This is a genomic window from Methanoculleus frigidifontis, from assembly GCF_030464345.1.
Classification (GTDB): domain Archaea; phylum Halobacteriota; class Methanomicrobia; order Methanomicrobiales; family Methanoculleaceae; genus Methanoculleus_A; species Methanoculleus_A frigidifontis.
The window spans coordinates 1-20,328 of sequence record NZ_VCYH01000003.1 but is presented as its reverse complement, the minus strand read 5'-3'; the positions used below and the strand labels follow the sequence as shown (position 1 = coordinate 20,328).

The following is a 20,328-nucleotide window of genomic DNA, read 5'->3' as shown; positions in this document are numbered from 1 at the left end:
TATGGGACGGGTCATCATCAACAGCCTCTCCAAGTCGTTCGCCAAGGAAAACGAGTCGATCACCGCCCTTCGGGATATCAACCTCGAGATCCGCGACGACGAGTTCGTCTGCTTCGTCGGGCCGTCGGGGTGCGGCAAGACCACGCTGCTTCGGATCATCGCGGGCCTCGAGACCGCGACGGCGGGGTCGGTCACCCTGGACGGAGAGGCGATCACCGGCCCGGACCCGAAACGGGGCATGGTCTTTCAGGAGTACTCGCTCTTCCCCTGGCGGACGGTGACCGAGAACATCGCCTTCGGCCTCGAGATGAAAGGCGCTCCGAAGTCCGAGCGCTCCCGGACTGCGCGGGAGTATCTCGATCTCGTCGGCCTTGCGCAGTTTGCCGACCACTACCCCTACGAGCTCTCGGGAGGGATGCGGCAGCGGGTGGCGATAGCCCGGGCGCTCGCGAACGACCCCGACGTCCTCCTGATGGACGAACCCTTCGGGGCGCTCGATGCCCAGACCCGGAACCGGATGCAGAAGGAGCTCCTCTCCATCTGGGAGAAGACCAGAAAGACAATCGTCTTCGTCACCCACAGCGTCGACGAGGCGGTCTACCTCGCCGACCGGATCGTCGTCCTCTCCGGCCGCCCCGGGACAGTACGGGAGGTGCTCGATCTCCCCTGGGCACGGCCGCGGGACAGGACGAGCACTGAGTTCGCGGATATCCGGCGGTACGTGCTCCAGTTGATAAATGAGGGAGAGCAGACCCAGTAAGGTTTATTAGAATACATCTCCATTTTATAAAGCACGTTATTACAGGCAGGAGTGAAGATCGATGGTACGAAAACCAGCCAAGATGTACAGGAATATCAACAAGAAGGCGTATACACGAAGAGAATACATGGGCGGGGTACCGGGCAGCAAGATCGTCCAGTTCGACATGGGGAACCTTCGGGAAGACTTCCCGGTCGAGCTCTCCATCGTCGTTCTTGAAGCCTGCCAGATCCGCCACACCGCCCTTGAAGCGGCACGTATCAGCATCAACAGAAAGCTCGTCAAAGAGGTCGGCAGGATGAACTTCCACATGAAACTGCGCACCTTCCCCCACCACGTGCTCCGCGAGAACAAGCAGGCGACCGGTGCAGGAGCAGACCGTGTCTCCGAGGGAATGCGGATGGCGTTCGGCAAAGCCGTAGGAACCGCGGCCCGCGTCCAGCAGAACCAGAAGGTCATCACCGTCTGGACGACGCCCCAGTTCGTCGAGAAGGCGAAAGCCGCCATCAAGAACGGCACCTACAAGCTCCCCTCGCCCGCCCGCGTCGTCATTACCGAGAAGACCGCCGCATAGATATATTCAAACCCCTTTTTTATCAGTTCTTTTGGGCTACCGGGACGTTCCACAGGTACCGCCTGCTCCGGGGTTTTCGGGCAGCCTACGATCGCAGATGATCCGCATGAGCTTCGGGGAATCGGTAGAGCTCGAAGCACTATCCCCCACAATTCGGCCTATGCAGCGGAGACGCCGGGGGGTGCAAAGATGACCGGTACCCCGAATCAATTGCATGGGGCGCGGGATGCGTCCCCGGAGCAGAGAGGCAGAAGATGCCACGCCGACCTTCGTCACAGTTCATGACCGGAAAACACAAAAAATGCCGCTTTCCGCCCGAAAACAGCCGAAAAAACCCCGGCAGCCCGGAAGCCTGCGGCACCTGCCGCCATATCCCGGAACGCCCGGACGGCGGCAAAAGAGACAGGAATATAGATTTTTATACTGTCTTCCCTCCATTATAAATGATGAACAATCCGGCAGATCCCCGACTTCTTGCGGCGCTCACCCGTGCGACATGCCGTGCACTCGAGCAGGCCGAGATTGAGCTTCCTCCCGATGTCCTCGGGACGATCAAACGGGCGGCGGCGAACGAGACGAACCCCATCGCCGCACGGGAGCTCGAAAACATCCTCGCCAACATCGCTCTTGCCGGAGAGCGGCGGGTGCCCATCTGCCAGGACACCGGCGTACCGGTCATCTACCTGACGATTCCGCCGACCGTCCCCCTCACCGAGGCCCTGTACGAAGCGGTGCGGGAGGGTGTCCGCCGGGCAACGCAGACGGTCCCGCTCCGCCCGAACGTCGTCGACCCGCTCTCACGGGCGAACACCGGCGACAATACGGGGATCGGGATGCCCGCTATCCACGTGCAGCCCGGAGAACGGCTCACCGTCACCGTCCTCCCGAAGGGAGCAGGGTCCGAGAATGTCTCGCGGATCGGGATGCTCCTCCCCTCGCAGGCGGACGAGATCCCGCGGTTCGTAACCGAGACCGTCCTGCTCGCCGGCGGAAAACCCTGCCCCCCGGTCGTCGTCGGCGTCGGGATCGGCGGGACGTTCGATACCGCCGCGGCGCTCGCGAAAGAGGCGCTTCTTGAGCCGATCGACCGGATGAACCCATGCGAGCAGGAGATCTGCGACGCCATCAACCGGCTCGGGATCGGGCCGATGGGGCTTGGCGGCGACACCACGGCGCTCGCGGTCCGGGTGAAGCAGGGCGGCTGCCACACCGCCTCGCTTCCGGTCGCCGTGAACATCCAGTGCTGGGCGTGCCGGCGGGCGACGATCGCGGTGGAGGTGGCGTGAGTGAACCTGACAACGCCGCTCGGCGAGGAGGTGCTCGCCCTCCGGGCAGGCGACCGGGTGACCCTCTCCGGGACGATCTACACCGCCCGCGACGAGGCGCACCTGCGGATGATGGAAGAGGGGATCCCCTTCGACCCGGAGGGGGCGGCGGTCTACCACTGCGGCCCGGTCGTGCAGGGCGACCGGATCGTCGCCGCCGGCCCGACGACCTCCGCACGGATGAACGCGCTCACCGGGTTTCTCCTCGACGCCGGCGTCCGCGCCCTCATCGGCAAGGGAGGCATGGGCGAAGAGGTCGCCCGGGCTCTCCGCGGCCGCGGCGTCTACCTCGCGTTCACCGGCGGGTGCGCCGCACTCGCCGCCGCCCGGATGCGCCGTTGCGGCGTCTTCTTCGAGGACCTCGGTATGGCGGAGGCGGTCTGGGCCATCGAGGTCGACGACCTGCCGCTGACGGTCGGCATCGATTCCTGCGGGGGAGACCTCTTCGAATCGGTGAAGAGCAAAGCGAAAACACAATTTAACAGGGAATTCAAGAACGAATAGGATACGTCCCATGAAACTCGTCATCGATGAAAGCCGCTGTAAAGGCTGCAATCTCTGCGTGCTGGTCTGTCCGTATACAATATTTCAGGAAGGGACAAAGCCGAACCGCCGGGGGATCGTCGTCCCGGTTCTCGATCGGCCCGAGCGGTGCACGAACTGCCGTCTCCAGGCCCTCTACGGGAGGACGCTCTGCGGGGTCTGCCAGATGATCTGTCCGGATCAGGCGATACACTGGAAGGAAGAGGAGCCCTATGAGGCACACCGGGTGGAGGTCGAATATTGAGCAGGATTGAGTTCATGCAGGGCAACACGGCGTCTGCCGAGGGGGCGCTCGCCGCGGGCTGCCGGTTCTTCGGCTGCTACCCGATCACGCCCTCGACGGAGATCGCCGAGCATATGGCGCGCAAGCTCCCAAAAGCCGGCGGCACCTTCATCCCGATGGAAGACGAGATCGGCAGCATCGCCTCGGTCATCGGGGCTGCCTGGACGGGCGCCCGCGCCATGACCGCCACCAGCGGACCAGGATTTTCGCTGATGATGGAGAACCTCGGCTACGCCGTCATGACCGAGACGCCGCTCGTCGTCGTCAACATCCAGCGCGGCGGCCCGAGCACCGGCCAACCGACCCGGGCGGCGCAGGGAGACATGATGCAGTGCCGGTTCGGGTCGCACGGCGATATGGCAACGATCGCGATCACCCCGAATAGCGTCCAGGAGATGTTTGACCTCACGGCGAAGGCCTTCAACCTCGCCGACCGCTACCGTGTCCCGACGTTCGTGATGTCGGACGAGATCATCGGGCACATGCGCGAGCGGATCGTCATCCCGGATTCGGTCGAGACCGTCTCCAGGCCGCCGCTCGCCGAAGGAGAACTGCCGTTCGCGGCGGGCGACGACGGCATTCCCGGATTCGCGCCCTTCGGCACCGGGCGGCACGTCCACGTCACCGGCCTGACGCACGACGAACGCGGCTACCCGGACACGACGGACGCCGAGGCGCACGACGCCCTGGTGCGCCGCCTCTACCGGAAGGTGGAGTCGGCACGCCGTGAGATGGCGGACTATGAGGTGACGAACCCGGACGCCGAGAGCGTCTTTGTCACCTACGGCCCTCCCTCCCGGACGGTGCAGCAGCTCCTCCACGACCGGCAGGACGAGGGCGTCGGCCACCTGCGGCTGCGGGTCGTCTGGCCGTTCCCGGAGTTCGCACTCCAGGAGTTTGCGGACGCGAAGGTCTTCCTGATGCCGGAGCTGAACATGGGACAGATGGCGCGGGAGGTCGAGCGGCACGTCGACCAGCCGGTGATACCTATCCCGAAACTCGGCGGGGAACTCCACACCCCGGCGGAGCTCGCGAGTGTTCTGGAGGCGCACCGATGACCTCCGCCCGCGACTGGCTCCGGACCGACCGGCTGCCCCACATCTACTGCACCGGGTGCGGCAACGGCACGGTCATCAACTGCACCCTCGCAGCGATATCCGGGATGGGATGGGAGCGCGACGAGACCGTCTTCGTCTCCGGGATAGGCTGCTCCTCCCGTGCACCGGGCTACATCCAGACCGACTCGCTTCACACCACCCACGGCCGGGCGCTGGCGTTTGCCACCGGGGTGAAACTGGCAAAACCGGACCTGAACGTGGTCGTCTTTACCGGCGACGGCGATCTCGCCGCCATCGGCGGGAACCACTTCATCCATGCCTGCAGGAGGAATGTCGATATGACCGTCGTCTGCATGAACAACCAGATCTACGGCATGACCGGAGGACAGGGGAGCCCGACCACACCGATGGGCGCCCAGTCGACGACGACGCCCTACGGGTCGGCCGAAGCGGCGTTCGACCTCGCCGAACTCGCCGTCGCCGCGGGTGCAAACTACGTCGCCCGGTGGACAGCCTACCACGTCAAAGAGCTCACAAAGGCGATCGCTACCGGACTGCAGACACCAGGGCTCTCGTTTATAGAGGTGATGACCCAGTGCCCGACAAACTACGGGCGCCGGAACAAGCAGCGGCGCGTCTCCGACATGATCGAGCATATGCGGACGCACGCACTGCTCATCGAGAAGAAGCGTCGGCTCGAGAGCGAAGGAACTCCGATCCCCGAGGGGATGTTCACGGTCGGCGAGCTGGTCAGGAGAGCCCGGCCTGCGATGGGGGTACGGCGATGAGGCGCGAGGTCAGGTTCTCCGGGTTTGGGGGACAGGGGATCATCCTCTCGGTCGTCACCCTGGGGCGGGCCGCGGCACTCTACGACGGGAAATATGCCGTCCAGACACAGGTCTACGGCCCGGAGGCCCGCGGCGGTGCATCGATGGCGCAGGTGATCATCGACGATGCACCCATCCTCTTCCCCGAGGTGACGGACCCCGACATCTTCGTCATCATGTCGCAGCAGGGGTTCGAGAAGTACGGCGTCCATGCGTCGAAGGACGCGATCATGCTGGTCGACTCCGGTCTCGTGCACTCGCGCCCCGACTGCAGGGCGTGCGAGATCCCGGCGACAGCAGAGGCAAAAGCGACCTTGGGGCGGGAGATCGTCGCGAACATCGTCATGCTGGGCGCGCTCGTCGCCAGCACCGGCGTCGTGAGCAGGGACGCGATCGAAAAAGCGGTGCTCGACAGCGTGCCGAAGGGCACGGAAGAACTGAACAGAAAAGCTCTCATGCGAGGATTTGAACTCGGCGAGGAAGCGTGTAAACTATGAAACTGCTGGAATACGAGGCAAAATCGGTCTTTAAAGACTTCGGGATCCCGGTCCCGAAGAGTGTGCTGATCAGAGCGCCCGAAGAGGTTGCCCCTCACCTTGCAGCGCTCGGGGATACCGTGGTGCTGAAGGCGCAGGTGGACGTCGGCGGGCGCGGAAAAGCCGGCGGCATCCTGAAAGCGGACGACGCAGATGCGGTCAGGGCCGCCCGCGACCTCTTCTCCCGGGAGATCAAGGGCCTTCCGGTGCGCGAGATCCTGGTCGAAGAGCGGCTCCCCATCACCCACGAGTACTACCTCTCCATCGCGATCGACCGCTCCACAAAGGGGCCGGTGATCCTCTTCGCCGATGCCGGCGGCGTCGATATCGAGAGCGCCGCACAGGAAGACGCAGGCGCCGTCCGGAAGGTCACCCTTCCGCCGCTCCTCACCGAGGTACCCGCCTTCCTGATGCGCGAGCTCCTCGGGGACGCGCCGAAGGACCTCGCGCCGGTGATCAACAGGCTCTACCGCGTGTTCCGCGAAAAGGACGCGATGCTCGCCGAGATCAACCCGCTCGTCACGACCGAGAAGGGCGTCTACGCCGCCGACGCCAAGCTGATCGTCGACGACAACGCCCTCGCCCGGCAGGGGATCGCCGTCAACCGCGACCTCACCGACCGGGAGCAGGAGGCGGAGAAGCACGGGTTTGCCTACGTCGAACTCGACGGCAGCATCGGCGTCATCGGAAACGGCGCCGGGCTGACCATGTCCACCCTCGACCTGATCGAGTTCTACCAGGGCAGAGCCGCGAACTTCCTGGACGTCGGCGGCGGAGCCGACCAGGATCGGGTGCAGCACGCGGTGCGGCTCGTCGCCGGCATGCCGGACGTGAAGGTGATCGTGGTCAATCTCCTCGGCGGCATCACCCGGTGCGACGAGGTGGCGAAAGGGATCATCGCCGCCGGCGTTGCCCCGACGGTGATCGTCCGTATGGCAGGGACGAACGAGGAGGAAGGCCGGCGCCTGCTCGCAGAGCACGGCTACCGGATGCTCGAGAGCATGGACGCCGCGGTCAAGGCGGCGGTGGAGGCGGCAGCATGATCTACACCGATAAGAACCAGGGCGTCATCGTCCAGAACATCACCGGCAGGCAGGGCACGTTCCACACCGCCCTGATGAACGAATACGCCCGCGAGGTCGGCGGACGCGGCGTGGTGGCCGGTGTCGCCCCGAAGAAGGGCGGCCAGGAGGTTCACGGCGTGCCGGTCTACAACACCGTGAAAGAAGCCCTCCGGGAGCACGATGCGGCCGCAAGCGTCGTCTTTGTCCCGGGCGGCGCGGCCGGTGACGCGATCATGGAGGCGGCGCACGCCGGCCTCGAGCTCGTCGTCGCGATCACCGAGCACATCCCGGTGCACGACGCGATGCGCGCCATCTCGTATGCCGAGCTCGAAGGCTGTGCGGTGGTGGGCCCGAACTGCCCTGGCCTCCTCTCGCCCGGCGAGTGCAAACTCGGGATCATGCCCGCCCACCTCGCGACCCGCGGCTCCGTCGGGGTCATCTCCCGCAGCGGCACCCTCACCTACGAGGTCGTCGACGAGCTGACCCGCGCCGGGATCGGCCAGAGCAGCATCGTCGGGATAGGCGGCGACCCGGTCATCGGCCAGACCTTCGTCGACGTGCTGGAGCGTTTCCGGGACGACCCGCAGACGAAGGCGGTCGTCGTCATCGGCGAGGTCGGCGGCAACCTCGAGGAGGAGGGCGTCCGGTCGGCCGACCTGCCCGTCGTCACGTATATCGCCGGCATCAGCGCCCCGCCCGAAAAGCGGATGGGACACGCCGGCGCGATCATCGAGGGCGGCGAGGGCGACGCCCGGTCGAAGGTGCAGCGCCTCAAGAACCTCGGCGTGCCGGTCGCCTCCCGCCCGTCGGAGATCCCGGCGCTCATCCGTGACCTGCTATGAACGACGACGTGATGCTGCAGGCCGCCCGGGATGTGGCGGCATCGGTTGGCGCCCGGGCGATCGTCTCCTTCACCGAGCCGCGTGAGTTCGCGTCCGATATCCCGGTCATCTGGGTGCAGGAGCTCCAGCTCGACGTCTTAAAAGACCTCACGATGCACGACATCCTGGAGGTGAGCGAGCGGCACATGCTCGACGCCACCGTCCAGCTCTACCTTTCGCGCCGACTGGAGAGCGGCCTCGTCGTCGGGGTCTTCCCCTACGCCCTCATCCTCTACGACATCGAAGAGGGCAAAAACTTCATCAGCCTCAAGGAGTTCGCCGACATCGTGCCCCGCGACGTCCTCCACGCTGTTTTAAACCTCGCTATGGAGATCGCCATCGAGGGGCGCGAGGGCCGGTCGATCGGCACCGCGTTCATCATCGGCGATCCCGACGAGATCTTCAGGCACTCGCACCAGGCGATCTTAAACCCCTATCAGGGCCAGCCCCCCGCACTGCGGGACATCAAGAACAAGGACAACTGGGAGAGCGTCAAGGAGTTTGCCCAGCTCGACGGCGTCTTCGTCATCGATACCAGCGGCGATATCCGGGCGGCAGGCCGCTACCTCGACGTCACGGGAAGGACGGTCATGCTCCCGGGCGGGCTCGGCGGCCGGCACCGTGCGACGGCGTTCGTCACCCGCGAGATCCCGGTCGTCGGCATCACCATCTCCGAGAGCGGCGGCATGGTGCGGGTCTTCCGGGACGGCATCTGTAAGCTTGCCATTCGCTCCGATGTGCGGATAAAAAGTTAGAAACGGTTATATGAATTACAGTCATTTTGTACTGTATCGTTTAGAACTACGGTGGATTCGATGAAGAGAAATATCAGTATAGAGGGTCTCGACCAGATCCCGATCGAGCGGCAGCGGATTGAACTCGTGGAGCGAAAGTGCCTCGGCCACCCGGACAGCATTGCAGACGGCGTCGCCGAGTCGATCAGCCGGGCGCTCAGCGCCGCATACCTCGAAGAGTGCGGCGTCGTCCTGCACCACAACACCGACCAGGGCGAAGTCGTCGCCGGAGAGTCGATACCGCAGTTCGGCGGCGGCGTGATCACAAAGCCCATCTACGTGCTGCTGAGCGGCAGGGCGACGAAGTCCTTCAATGGCACGAACATCCCGGCCGACGCCATCGCGATGGAGGCGGCGAGGAACTACATCAAAGAGATCCTCCCGACCCTCAACATGGACCGCGACATCACCGTCGACTCCCGCATGGGGATGGGATCGACCGACCTGCGGGACGTCTTCCAGTCCTGCGGCACTGCCACCATCCCGCGGGCGAACGACACCTCCTTCGGTGTCGGCTACGCACCCTTCTCCGAGGCCGAGAGCATCGTGGCAGGCGTCGCCGCCTACCTTGACGACCAGATGCGCCCGAAGTATCCGGTCATCGGCCAGGACTGCAAGATCATGTGCCTCCGTGACGGCGACGATATCACCCTCACAGTCGCGATGGCCTTCGTCGACCGCTACTGCGCATCGCTCGATGAGTACGTCGAGATGAAGCAGTTCATCCAGGAGCAGCTCGCAGCAGTGGCGAAGGGCCTGACAACCCGGAAGGTCACGGTCGCCGTGAACACCGCCGACGATATCGCCAGCGAGAGCGTCTTCCTCACCGTCTCCGGAACCTCTGCCGAGATGGGCGACGACGGGTCGGTCGGCCGCGGGAACCGTGCGAACGGCCTCATCACCCCGAACCGGCCGATGAGCATGGAGGCCACCAGCGGCAAGAACCCCATCAACCATATCGGCAAGATCTACAACCTCCTCGCAAACCAGATCGCCGCGGACTGTGTGGCAAAGGTCGACGGCATCGAGGAGATCTACATCCGCATGCTCTCCCAGATAGGCTATCCCATCGACCAGCCGCACGTCGCCAGCGCCCAGGTGCTTACCCGGCCGGGCACGAAGGTCGCGACGGTCACCTCCGAGATCGAGTCGATCATCGACGAGTGGCTGGAAGACGTGACCTCGATCACCGAGCGGGTGATCCGCGGAGAACTTAAGACCTTTTAAAACAATTTTTTCGGTATCTGTTGCCTATGAACCCGACGCCGCACGAGCGGACGGGAGGAGACGAGTACACCGTCCGCCTCGCCGTCCCGAACAAAGGCAGGATCTCCCAGCCCATCAATGAACTGATCGAAAAGAGCGGCCTCCACATGCTGGACGGCGGAGAACGGCGGCTCATCGCCAGAACACACGACCCCCACGTGGAGATCCTCTTCGCCCGCCCGATCGACATCCCCGAGTACGTCGCAAACGGCGTCGCCGACCTCGGGATCACCGGTAAAGACATGGTGATGGAGCGCTGCGCCGATGTCGCGGAGCTCCTCGATCTCCGGATGGGACGGGCAACGCTCGTCGTCGCCGTGCCGGAGGAGTCGCCGGTTGCGTCCGTCGCCGATCTTGCGGGGAGCAGGATCGCCACCGAGTTTCCGACGATAACCCGTGCATACTTCGCGGAGCGCGGCATCGACGTCTCCATCGTTACGGTCGGCGGCGCCTGCGAGGTGACGCCGCACCTCGGCATCGCCGACGCCATCGTCGATCTCTCGAGTTCGGGGACGACGCTGCGCACCAACCGCCTCCGCGTTGTGGAAGAAGTCCTGCAGAGCAGCACGGTGCTGATCGCAAACAAGGGCGCCCTCGCGGCGAAGCGGGAGAAGATCGACGAAATCGTCCTCGCCCTCGAGAGCGTGATCCATGCGAAGGGGCAGTGCTACCTGATGATGAACGTCCACCGGAATGCCCTCGACGACGTGAAGCAGGTGCTTCCGGGCCTCGGCGGGCCGACGGTGATGGACGTCGCGTCGAGCGAAAACGCCGTCGCCGTCCACGCGGTCGTCCGTGAGGAAAGGGTCTATCAGCTCATCAACCAGCTCAAGCGGGCGGGGGCAAAAGACATACTTGTTATGCCGATCGATCGAATGATACGCTGATACGTATGGATATCCTTCCTGCAGTTGACATCCTGGACGGGCGGTGCGTGCAGCTCGTCCAGGGAAGACGCGAAGAGGCGACGGTCTACGGCGACCCGCTCGCCTGGGCCGGGACATGGCTCGACGCCGGCGCCGATGCCCTGCACGTCATCAACCTCGACGGGGCGTTCGGACAGGCAACGAAGAATGCCGACCTGATCCGCGGGCTTATCCGGGAGACGGCGGTCACCGTAGAGCTTGGCGGCGGCATCCGGAGCGTCGAGGACGCCGCGGGATGGCTGGAGCTTGGCGTAGAGCGGGTGATCCTCGGCACCCTCGCCGTCAGGGAGCCGGGAGCCGTCCGGGCTATCGCCGATGAGTTCGGCAGCAGCCATGTCATGGCCGGAGTCGATGCCCGCGGCGGCGAGGTGGTGATCGAGGGCTGGGAGGAGTCGGCCGGCGACTACCTGGCCTGGGCCGAGCGTTTCGAGAGCCTCGGCGCGGGCTCGCTCCTCTTCACCAACGTCGATGTGGAGGGACTGCAGCAGGGGATCGCCCTCGAACCGATCGTCCGGCTGCTCGCGCGGACACGCCTTCCCGTCGTCGCCTCGGGCGGCGTCTCCTCGACAACAGACGTGGCGGCGCTCCGCGATGCCGGGGCTGCGGGAGCGGTGCTCGGCTCCGCCCTGTATGCGGGGAAGATACGGATCGAAGAAGCCCTGGAGGCGGCCCATGCGCAGGAGTGAGCGGCGGCGCCAGACCCGCGAGACCGAGATCAGCCTCTCCGTCGATCTCGACGGGTCGGGAGCGTGCACCGTCGATACCGGCATTCCGTTCTTCGACCACATGCTCGGGGCGCTCGGGAAGCACGGCAGGCTCGATCTCGCGGTCAGGGCTTCCGGCGACCTCGCCGTCGATGCCCACCACACCATCGAGGACATCGGTATCGTCCTCGGACAGGCTCTCGCAGAGGCTGTCGGCGACGGCCGGGGGATCACCCGGTTCGCCGACGCTGCGGTGCCGATGGACGAGGCCCTCGCCAGCGTCGCCCTGGACGTCGGGGGGCGCGGCTACCTTGTCTTCAAGGGTGCGTTCTCTCCGGCGGGGCCGGGCGGCATCCCCGGCGATCTCATCGAACACTTCTTCTATAGCCTCTGCACCAACGCCGGGATCACCGCCCACGTCACGTTCGCCGGCAGGAACGACCACCACATTGCTGAAGCAGTCTTCAAGGCGTTCGGACGAGCCCTGCGTGCCGCCGTCGCCCCCGACCCCTCGGAAGGCGGGATCCCCAGCACAAAAGGAACGCTCTGAGGGGCAGCAACCGGGCTCCCTGCCGGTGCGTCTCTCCGCGGACTCTTTTTCAAACGCGGAAGATGCCCCGAGCCGTCTCGCGTCTCTCTCGCGAGGAGGAACGGCCTTCCGCTGCAGGACTGCCCGTACACGAGATCCGGGAAGGGTGCTTCAGCCCGCAGAGACGTGTGAGACGTGCTCTTCCACAGGCCGCCCGGCTTCACGTGCGCTGCTCCGGGATGAAGACCGTGAGGGAAGCCTTCATGGCGGCCTTCTCACGTCCTATGCAGACTCTACCGATGCACGATGACATCTCCCCGCCCTCCCACGTGCAGTTGCCCCTGCTGCACCTCCGTGGAGTTGCGGCGGAACACAACCTGCAACAAGGGCTGCCAGGCGTTTCCTGGAGCACAATCAAAACAGCAGCCCGGAACCCCAGGGTCCGGGGAACGGGAATGACCACGGGAGACCCCGTTCAGGGGCAGTCTCCCGCAGCACGTGTAACGTCGATACTGATAACTGAGTAAAGGTAAGAGAAGATGTCGGTCTTACGCAGATTTCACTGCGAGGTCGACATCTTCTGCTTTGATCGTCTTCCGGCCTGCGTGCTGAGCCAGCCTGTTGGCTTCCTTGGTCAGTTCGGCAATGTATGCCTCTGCCTTTGCAACAAGTGCAGCGGCAGCATCGCTGCCGACTCTCTCAGCGCCATTCTTCTTTGCAATACGTACAACCGCAGCAATAGGTAGATCTGCCATAATCAATTCCACCTCTAAAAGAAGTATATCAGTTAGTATAAATACGTTTCGAGATTATTTTCGTTATTTGCGGCGTTCTCCCGCATCGGCGTGACATCTGATGACCACATCCGAAGACGGGGCAGGGATAAACCGCATTTTTAATTGATGAGCATATGAGCCCATTTCAAAAAATAACCTCAAAAAATACGTATTCACCCTTTAGACAGCGATTCGGCTAGCAAAATTGCTTTCGCATAATTTGGTGAGGCGCGCGATGTATCGACGAAGATTTTGTCGATATTTACCACCGGAGCACCATGCCCGACACCTCCACCGAGAAACGTGAGCGTCCGGAAGATGAGATTGCCGGTTATGCCGTCCGGTGCCACAATCAGACCCGCATCCCGGATGGCGTCCTCGATCAGGATCTCGGCATGGTCGGCTCCGGTCAGGCGGGCGACGAGCTCGGCATCGGCAAGCGTCCGGTCGACGGCCGGATGCCGCCCAAGATCCCCGTATCTTCCCCCGGAGAGGACGGAGACCCGCTCAGAGAGCCCGAACTTCCGTGCAAGCTCTCGGCCACACTCGACGAGGTCGATCTTCTGGGAAATCGTCCAGCCCTCATCCACGCCCACCGGCGCAAGGAAGAAGAGCCGGCCGCCGGCGGTCTCGAGAAGAGCGATCCGGACGAGGTCGGCCACCCCAGAGGCCTGTTTCAGGGCGGCAAGCGTGGAAGAGGCGGGCAGGGTACCGCGGACGGCCGCATCGATCGTACCCGCCATCAGGGCGGAGACGAGGGCTTTGCCCGGATCGTCACCCTCGACGACGGTGCAGATATCCTCGAGGCGCGGTTTCGAACCCGGGGGAGCGAAGCAGACCACCCGTGCCCGGCCGCCCACACCGGCGATGCTTTCCCGGATCTTGTCGTAGTCGCCTGCGGCTCCGAGACCGACGGTTACCGGCATGCGTCCTCGTCTGCAAAGATCCGCATGATGCCGTCGCGGTCGAGATCGAAGACCTCGGTCCGGGCACCCAGGTAGGTGACCGTGAGGTTCCGGGTGCCGTCGACACGCCCGATCGATGCCGCAGCCATACCGACAGCGGCGAACCGTCGGCAGACCTCATCGACATGCTCGTCCCGGGCGGTCAGGATAAAGCCCATTCCCGGATACATCCGCACCCACTGCTCGAAGGGCATACCATGAGCAGCAAGGTCGGGACGCGGGATCGCCTCGAGATCGATTACAGCACCTTTGCCGCTCACCTCAAGCAGCATCCCGAGCGTCCCAAGGATCCCGGGGTTGCTGATATCCTTGCCCGCGGTCACGAGCCGCCCGGCCCCGAGCTCCTGCAGCAGGGCGATCTGGGCACGGACCTGGTCGGCCGACTTCATCGTCACCGAGTCCCAGTTCAGGCAGCAGGAGGGGTGGATGCGTCCGTCGAGATCGATCGCGGCGATGACCTGATCGCCCTCGTTCGCCGTGTGGGAAAAGATAAGGTCGTCCATTCTGCCGGTTCCGAGAATGGCGACGTCGACGACGCTGTACGGCGTATCGGGGTGAAGATGCCCGCCGACGATCGGGACACCGAACTGGGTGGAGGCGGCAACCATCCCCCGGGTCACCTCGGTTCTGATCCGCTCGCTGGAGATGGAGAGAACATCCACCATGGCAACGGGTTTTGCACCCATCGCAGCGATGTCGTGGATGTTCACCAGCACCGCACAGTAGCCTGCCCAGAACGGGTCCGCTTCCATGAGACGACTCCAGATGCCGTCGGCTGCGAGCAGCAGAGCGTCATCGCCATTGTGCCTGATGACGGCCGCGTCCTCGCCGAACGAGGCGATAACCTCGGGGGCTTCAATCCGGAGCGCCCGGATCATCCCGCCGATCTCGCGTTTCCTTGTTACGCCTTCGTATTCCCTGACGGCCTTTGCTACTGAATCTGTGGAGCAATCCCTTACCACGAGAACACCAACACTCCTATCTATCTTTATGGTATTTTGCCTCATCAGAGATAATGTATTTGATTATCGTGCGAACCTGACCGGGATTCCGGTCCATCCCCATATAACCAGCGAATGATACCGGCAGTACATGCCGTGCGTACGGATGAGAGGAGCGCCCCCTGCATTCAGCCGGGAGGTCGGCACGCCGCCTACCCGATGCCTATTTCACCGCTCCGGGACAATAGTACCAGGGAGAGAAGACCTGTTCGCCGTTCCCAAAATCAGCCCGAATACCAGAGGAGCGGTCGCGAGAGAAGGAAGAAACACCATGCACGATACGACAGACTGGACCGAGAAGTACCGCCCCTGCAGCCTCGGGGATATCGTGGGAAACACCTCCGCCGTACGGCAGATGTACGAGTGGGCGAAGACCTGGACGCCGCAGAGCAAGCCCCTCGTCCTCTACGGCAAACCCGGTATCGGAAAGACGTCCAGTGCATACGCCCTCGCAAACGATATGAACTGGGAGGTGGTCGAGCTGAACGCCTCCGATCAGCGGACGAAACAGGTCATCGACAGGATTGCCGGCAGCAGCAGCACGACGGGAAGCCTCTCCGGGGCGCAGCGCAAGGTGATCATCCTCGACGAGGCCGACAACCTCCATGCCCACGCCGACCGCGGCGGGGCGCGGGCGATCGTCGATATCATCGCACATTCCCGCCAGCCGATCATCCTGATCGCAAACGACTACTACGGTCTTGCGAAGGAGCTCAAGAAGGTCACGGAGCCGGTGCAGTTCCGGGCGCTGCAGGCACGCTCCATCGCCCCGCGGCTCCGCTATATCTGCAGCGCCGAAGGGATTGCATGCCCCGAGGAGGTGCTTGCAGCGATCGCCGAGCGTGCCGGCGGGGACATGCGGGCAGCCGTGAACATGCTGCACGCCGCCGCTATCGGCAGGGAGACGCTGCAGGCAGGGGACATCCATACGGGAGAGAAGGACGAGCGCTCCACCATCTTCGATCTCGTCGCCGCCGTCTTCGGCAAACGAGGCGATGAGGCGCTGCTGAAGGTGTCATACGACGTCGAGGACACGCCCGACACCATCGAGCAGTGGATCGAGGGGAACCTCCAGCATATGCCCGATTTTGCGTCCCGAGCCCGGGGATACGACAGCATCTCCCGTGCCGACGAGTACATCGGGCGGACCTACCGCCGCCAGTACTACACGCTCTGGCGCTACGCCACAGCCCTGATGCTGCTCGGCGTGGCCGATGCTGCAGGCGGACACGGCATCCACGGCCGGATTACTTCCCCGGAACGCTGGGGGAAGATGAGCAGATCACGCCGGCAGAAGGCGATCCGCACAGAACTTCTGCGTAAACTTTCCCGGGAGACGCATACCCCGCAGAGCACCCTCCGCGAAGAGTTCTTTACGGCGATCACCCTGCTGGTGGAGCAGGACCCTGCCCGCGCAGTGCGGGAGTTCGACCTCGACGCAGACGAGCTCACCCTCTTCCTCCATGACAAGGCCGCAGCGGCAAAGGTCGTCAGGGAGGTCGCAAAGGAGGCGAAGGCCGCCGAAAAGAAAGAGACGGCGTCACGGAAGAAAACCGGGAAAACGAAGGCGGAAACCGATCCACCGAAGGCTCCAGAGGATGCGAAGCGACCGGACGTCTCCTCCGGTCAGTCGACGCTCTTCTGATACGTTCCGCGGTGGTAGCGTCGGAGGCAGGTGGCGGGCTCGACGATCTCCCCGCCGTTTTCGTAGATCTCGCACCCGAGATGATAGACCAGCAGATCGACGTCGAGCCTCCGGGCAAGGTCGATCAGGGGCGGGACCATCTCGACCCCGGGCCTAATGGCGTAGATCACGTCCACGCCCCGGTACAGGGAGATATCGGGCTCGAAGATATCGTCGACGACGACCGGCATGCCCGGGTGACGGATGCCGGAACGGATATCGGTGCAGACCGCAAGCTTCCCGGCGCCGGCGAGAACCTCCGCGGCCTCGGGAGTGGTGCCGATCCCGATCTCGGCGGCGTTTCGGTACCGGGCGCCGATAAAATCCCCGATACTCCGCTCAATACGTTTATAGGAACGCATTACCCAGAGATTAGGTAATGGGCATCAATATTCTTTGGGATCAGCAGTATTCTCCGGGTCTTTCACTCCCCGTCTCCCGCCTCATCGCGATGCTCCTCGAACGCGACACAGAGCTCGTCGAATATCCGGTCCTGATAGAGGGGTACGACAGAGAACGCGACCAGCACGATGCGCAGAAGATTCTGGATCGGTTGCAGAACACCGTTGTCCGCCGCTACGGCATCCAGGAGCCGCTCCTCTTCGTCACCGCACGCGACCTCTTCGTGCAGAACTGCGACTTCGTCTTCGGCCTGGCGCGGCCGTCCGCCGGCGTCGCGGTCGTCTCCGCCGCACGCCTGGAGAACGGCTACTACAACCGCACGCAGAGCGACCAGGATACGATCGACCGGCTTGCCAAGGAAGGCGCCCACGAGATCGGCCATCTCCTGGGCCTCGGCCACTGCAGCGACACCGAGTGCATTATGTATCGCCCGGCGACCCTGGACGAACTCGACAGGAAGAAGAAGCAGTTCTGCCCGGCCTGCAGAGCGGCGCTTCCGGTCTCCTCCGGGCAGTAGCCCGGGAGTGACCCGCAGCGCGGAAGTGCACCCTCCCGGACAGGCGAGTGCTCTGCAGTGAGCGTCAGGGGATCACCACCTGCAGGGAACGTCCGGCAAAGCCGCTCTCCGGGGCAGCCACCACCACCTCACACCCGACAGGTTTCGGGCAGGAAGGAGTCGTCCATCCATGCTCCGTTTTCAGCTCAATTCCGCCGATACCGCAGACGGATATGTCAGCAATTTTATGTAGTGCCGTATCGTATACTACGGCAAAGATACACCAAAATAAACCCAGGATCATAACACATACACCGGGAGAACACTACGATGGGCTATTATTCGTCCTTACTTCAGCGCAAATTCAAGGATGTCGTCGGGAAGCGATACGAGACCGTCTTACGGGAGTACGGCGAGTTCCTGCTCACCAAGGAAGAGATGGTCGTTCCGGAGATAGAATCCGTTTTGCTCCCCCTGGACGCATTTGCAACCGGTATCCCCGACGAACTCGTCGACGTTCTCTCCGCATACAACGCAACGGTCTCGCTCACCTATATCGTGGACGCCCAGGTCTACTCGCTCCTCACAAAGACCCTCGACCGCGACACGACCGAAGAGTTCCGCAGAAAGAAAGAGGAGCACGGCCGGCAACTCCTCGATGCGATCTCCCGCAGGCTGGAAAACAGCGGTATGACCGTCAGGACACGGCTCTTCATCGGCCAGAAAGGAGACGACGTCGTCCAGATGGCAGAGGAGTACGACATGATCGCGCTCTCGAAGCGTTACGGCGGCGGCGAGACCGAGACTTCGTCAATCAGCCCGCTCGCGCTCCGGATATGCCAGCGGCTGAGCATCCCGGCGGTCATCTACTGAAGGCATGGTCATGAACGGCGTCGCACTGATCGCAATAGTCGTCTTTTTGCTCACGTATATCCTGATCATCGACGAGCGAATCCACCGGGCGGTCGCGGCCATGGCCGGGGCGGCGGTCGTGGTCTTCCTCGGGATCGTTCCCTGGGACTCGCTCCTCGAACACCTCGACCTCGGCACCATCTTTCTGCTGATGGGGATGATGATCATCGTGAACACCGCCAGGAACAGCGGCCTCTTCGAGTACATTGCGATCCGGACAGCAAAATTCGCGAAGGGCAGCCCGATCCTGATCCTGGTCTTCTTCATGCTGGTGACCGCCGTCGTCAGCGCGTTCCTCGACAATGTCACGACGGTGCTGCTGCTCACGCCGATGCTGCTCTACGTCGCAAGCCTGATGAAACTCAACCCGATCCCCTTCCTGGTCGCGGAGATCTTCGCCTCGAACATCGGCGGCGCGGCGACGCTCATCGGCGACCCGCCGAATATCATGATCGCCTCCTCGGCAGGGCTCTCGTTCAACGAGTTTATCCTCAACCTCGGCCCGATCGCCGCCGTTGACATGGTCATCCTGGTCGGACTGATGTATCTCCTCTACGGCAGGACGATGAAGGTCACGCCGGAAGAGCGCCAGGTGCTCGTCAAGACCTTGAACGGCCTCGACGAGCGGGCGGCGATCCGGGACATGGCGCTCTTCAGAAAATCGGTGATCGTCATCCTCTTCGTGGTCTTCCTCTTCTTCATCCACGACGACATCGGTGCCATTCTGCATACGGTGCTGCCGTTCGTCGATCCGGCGATGACGCTCGAACCCGCGGAGGTTGCCCTGATAGGAGCGGCGCTCATCCTCTTCTGGAGCAGAGAGGCGCCGGAGATGATCTTCGAGAAGGTCGAGTGGCCGGCGCTCTTCTTCTTCGGCGGACTCTTCGTGATCGTCGGGGCGCTGGTGGAGACGGGCGTGATCGCGGAGATCGCCACGTTCATGATCAGCAACGTCAGCACGACCGGCGAGGCGATGATCATCATCACCTGGTTCGCTGCGTTCGCCTCGGCGATCGTGGACAACATTCCCCTGACCGCGGCGATGATACCGCTGATCCATGATATGAGCGGAACGATGGATGTGTACCCGCTCTGGTGGGCGCTCTCGCTCGGCGCCTGCCTCGGCGGAAACGGCTCGGCGATCGCCGCCTCGGCGAACGTCGTTGTGCTCGGTATTGCAGAACGTGAAGGAATCGCCATCAGCTTTATCGACTTCCTGAAACTCGGTATGCTGGTGCTGGTGATAACCGTGGCCGTAGGCCTTGGAATACTCTGGATGATGTACGTGGTGTGAGTGGCATGAAGTATCTCGTTCTCCTCGACGGCTCAAAGTGGAGCCAGAAAGCGGCGCTGCACGCAGTCTCGATCGCAAAACGAAAAGGAGCGGAAGTGGTCTTCTTCTCGGTCCTCGATATCAGGGAGGCCAGGTCGCTGGCCTTCAACTTCTGTGCGCAGAGCGGCATCTGCGACCGGGTGAAAGACTACGAAACCCAGATCTGGAGGGATATGAAGAAGGGCGTCCAGGACGATCTCGCCGGGATCCTGCACCATTGCAACCGGGAGAAACTCGCCTGCTCCTCGAAGATCGCCGAAGGCATCACCCGCGACGAAGTGATCCACGAGGCAAACGCCGGCGGGTACTCCCTCATCATCATGGGCGCCTACGGCAAGAGCGGCAAGACCCGGCTCAGTGCCCTGCTCGAAGAGGTGGCAGGAGAGGTAGAGACCCCGATTCTCATCGTCCGGTAGATCCTCTCCATACATCTCCGGCCGGCGATCCGCTCACGCATGCGAGGAGCGGACCGTCCGTTCACAGATGCCTTTTTTCGATCGGTGACAAGCCTTCTTCGCAGGAGCCGTAATCTCCCGGGAGTCTCTTCGCTTGAAGAGGGAGGAGTGCCGGTCGCCAGAATATCTTTTCCTCCACATGTTACCCGGATTTGCCACGGGGTTCTAGGATAGAGCGGACGATGAGAGATATCTTCACGGGGGTGGGGACAGGGGAGGGGGCAGGCCCCCTCC

The 20,328-nt window shown here is 63.3% G+C and carries 24 protein-coding genes; 20 read left to right on the top strand and 4 right to left on the bottom strand.

What is annotated here, in order from left to right; all coding sequences use genetic code 11:
- The first annotated feature begins 1 nt into the window (after position 1).
- The 15 genes from FGU65_RS04955 to hisB all read left to right on the top strand — a co-directional run bounded on the left by FGU65_RS04955 (position 2) and on the right by hisB (position 12,091).
- Complete coding sequence (locus FGU65_RS04955) at positions 2-760, top strand: ABC transporter ATP-binding protein (protein WP_301663320.1); 759 nt, start codon at positions 2-4, stop codon at positions 758-760.
- Positions 761-821: 61 nt separating this feature from the next.
- Positions 822-1,334: a 50S ribosomal protein L16 gene (locus FGU65_RS04950; protein ID WP_301663319.1), complete on the top strand. Its 513-nt coding sequence runs from the start codon at positions 822-824 to the stop codon at positions 1,332-1,334.
- A 443-nt stretch (positions 1,335-1,777) separates the two neighbouring features.
- Positions 1,778-2,620 carry a fumarate hydratase gene (locus FGU65_RS04945; protein WP_301663318.1) on the top strand — a complete coding sequence of 281 codons (843 nt, stop codon included), beginning with the start codon at positions 1,778-1,780 and terminating at the stop codon, positions 2,618-2,620.
- Positions 2,621-3,163, top strand: a complete 543-nt coding sequence (locus FGU65_RS04940) for a FumA C-terminus/TtdB family hydratase beta subunit (RefSeq protein WP_301663317.1) — start codon at positions 2,621-2,623, stop codon at positions 3,161-3,163. It abuts the gene before it with no gap.
- A gap of 10 nt (positions 3,164-3,173) precedes the next feature.
- A complete protein-coding gene (locus tag FGU65_RS04935; RefSeq protein WP_301663316.1) occupies positions 3,174-3,446 on the top strand; it encodes a 4Fe-4S dicluster domain-containing protein in 273 nt (90 codons plus the stop codon).
- Complete coding sequence (locus FGU65_RS04930; protein ID WP_301663315.1) at positions 3,443-4,543, top strand: 2-oxoacid:acceptor oxidoreductase subunit alpha; 1,101 nt, start codon at positions 3,443-3,445, stop codon at positions 4,541-4,543. Before FGU65_RS04935 ends, FGU65_RS04930 begins: the two co-directional genes overlap by 4 nt.
- Positions 4,540-5,331 (top strand): thiamine pyrophosphate-dependent enzyme, encoded by a 792-nt coding sequence (locus tag FGU65_RS04925; RefSeq protein WP_301663314.1) that lies wholly within the window; start codon positions 4,540-4,542, stop codon positions 5,329-5,331. The genes FGU65_RS04930 and FGU65_RS04925 overlap by 4 nt, the downstream gene beginning before the upstream one ends.
- The gene (locus FGU65_RS04920) at positions 5,328-5,867 is read left to right on the top strand and encodes a 2-oxoacid:acceptor oxidoreductase family protein (RefSeq protein ID WP_301663313.1); all 540 of its coding nucleotides are present in this window, start codon (positions 5,328-5,330) and stop codon (positions 5,865-5,867) included. Before FGU65_RS04925 ends, FGU65_RS04920 begins: the two co-directional genes overlap by 4 nt.
- The gene (locus tag FGU65_RS04915) at positions 5,864-6,949 is read left to right on the top strand and encodes a succinate--CoA ligase subunit beta (RefSeq protein ID WP_301663312.1); all 1,086 of its coding nucleotides are present in this window, start codon (positions 5,864-5,866) and stop codon (positions 6,947-6,949) included. The genes FGU65_RS04920 and FGU65_RS04915 overlap by 4 nt, the downstream gene beginning before the upstream one ends.
- A complete protein-coding gene (gene sucD, locus FGU65_RS04910; RefSeq protein WP_301663311.1) occupies positions 6,946-7,812 on the top strand; it encodes a succinate--CoA ligase subunit alpha in 867 nt (288 codons plus the stop codon). Before FGU65_RS04915 ends, sucD begins: the two co-directional genes overlap by 4 nt.
- Positions 7,809-8,606 carry a DNA integrity scanning protein DisA nucleotide-binding domain protein gene (locus FGU65_RS04905; RefSeq protein ID WP_301663310.1) on the top strand — a complete coding sequence of 266 codons (798 nt, stop codon included), beginning with the start codon at positions 7,809-7,811 and terminating at the stop codon, positions 8,604-8,606. Before sucD ends, FGU65_RS04905 begins: the two co-directional genes overlap by 4 nt.
- 60 nt (positions 8,607-8,666) lie before the next feature.
- Entirely contained in the window at positions 8,667-9,872 is a 1,206-nt protein-coding gene (locus tag FGU65_RS04900) for a methionine adenosyltransferase (RefSeq protein WP_301663309.1), read from the top strand.
- Positions 9,873-9,898: 26 nt separating this feature from the next.
- Positions 9,899-10,798 (top strand): ATP phosphoribosyltransferase, encoded by a 900-nt coding sequence (hisG, locus tag FGU65_RS04895; RefSeq protein ID WP_301663308.1) that lies wholly within the window; start codon positions 9,899-9,901, stop codon positions 10,796-10,798.
- A 5-nt stretch (positions 10,799-10,803) separates the two neighbouring features.
- Positions 10,804-11,523 carry a 1-(5-phosphoribosyl)-5-[(5-phosphoribosylamino)methylideneamino]imidazole-4-carboxamide isomerase gene (gene hisA / locus FGU65_RS04890; RefSeq protein WP_301663307.1) on the top strand — a complete coding sequence of 240 codons (720 nt, stop codon included), beginning with the start codon at positions 10,804-10,806 and terminating at the stop codon, positions 11,521-11,523.
- On the top strand, positions 11,510-12,091 hold the full coding sequence (gene hisB / locus FGU65_RS04885; protein WP_301663306.1) for an imidazoleglycerol-phosphate dehydratase HisB: 582 nt from the start codon (positions 11,510-11,512) through the stop codon (positions 12,089-12,091). The genes hisA and hisB overlap by 14 nt, the downstream gene beginning before the upstream one ends.
- 527 nt (positions 12,092-12,618) lie before the next feature.
- Here hisB and FGU65_RS04880 read toward each other — a convergent pair.
- From FGU65_RS04880 to FGU65_RS04870, 3 genes are all read right to left on the bottom strand, one after another.
- Complete coding sequence (locus FGU65_RS04880) at positions 12,619-12,825, bottom strand: histone family protein (protein WP_301663619.1); 207 nt, start codon at positions 12,823-12,825, stop codon at positions 12,619-12,621.
- A 194-nt stretch (positions 12,826-13,019) separates the two neighbouring features.
- The gene (gene mtxX, locus FGU65_RS04875) at positions 13,020-13,772 is read right to left on the bottom strand and encodes a methanogenesis marker protein Mmp4/MtxX (RefSeq protein WP_301663305.1); all 753 of its coding nucleotides are present in this window, start codon (positions 13,770-13,772) and stop codon (positions 13,020-13,022) included.
- On the bottom strand, positions 13,763-14,773 hold the full coding sequence (locus tag FGU65_RS04870) for a methanogenesis marker 2 protein (RefSeq protein WP_301663304.1): 1,011 nt from the start codon (positions 14,771-14,773) through the stop codon (positions 13,763-13,765). The genes mtxX and FGU65_RS04870 overlap by 10 nt, the downstream gene beginning before the upstream one ends.
- A gap of 310 nt (positions 14,774-15,083) precedes the next feature.
- Between FGU65_RS04870 and FGU65_RS04865 the strand changes: the two genes are divergently transcribed.
- Positions 15,084-16,457, top strand: a complete 1,374-nt coding sequence (locus tag FGU65_RS04865; RefSeq protein WP_301663303.1) for a replication factor C large subunit — start codon at positions 15,084-15,086, stop codon at positions 16,455-16,457.
- Here FGU65_RS04865 and FGU65_RS04860 read toward each other — a convergent pair.
- Positions 16,439-16,858 (bottom strand): UPF0146 family protein, encoded by a 420-nt coding sequence (locus tag FGU65_RS04860; RefSeq protein ID WP_301663302.1) that lies wholly within the window; start codon positions 16,856-16,858, stop codon positions 16,439-16,441. The two genes, FGU65_RS04865 and FGU65_RS04860, sit on opposite strands and share 19 nt — an antisense overlap.
- Positions 16,859-16,875: 17 nt before the next feature.
- Between FGU65_RS04860 and FGU65_RS04855 the strand changes: the two genes are divergently transcribed.
- From FGU65_RS04855 to FGU65_RS04840, 4 genes are all read left to right on the top strand, one after another.
- Positions 16,876-17,415: an archaemetzincin family Zn-dependent metalloprotease gene (locus tag FGU65_RS04855; protein WP_301663301.1), complete on the top strand. Its 540-nt coding sequence runs from the start codon at positions 16,876-16,878 to the stop codon at positions 17,413-17,415.
- 309 nt (positions 17,416-17,724) lie between these two features.
- Positions 17,725-18,267: a universal stress protein gene (locus FGU65_RS04850; protein WP_301663300.1), complete on the top strand. Its 543-nt coding sequence runs from the start codon at positions 17,725-17,727 to the stop codon at positions 18,265-18,267.
- 10 nt (positions 18,268-18,277) lie between these two features.
- The gene (locus FGU65_RS04845; protein ID WP_301663299.1) at positions 18,278-19,600 is read left to right on the top strand and encodes an ArsB/NhaD family transporter; all 1,323 of its coding nucleotides are present in this window, start codon (positions 18,278-18,280) and stop codon (positions 19,598-19,600) included.
- A gap of 5 nt (positions 19,601-19,605) precedes the next feature.
- Complete coding sequence (locus tag FGU65_RS04840) at positions 19,606-20,055, top strand: universal stress protein (protein ID WP_301663298.1); 450 nt, start codon at positions 19,606-19,608, stop codon at positions 20,053-20,055.
- Positions 20,056-20,328 lie beyond the last annotated feature (273 nt).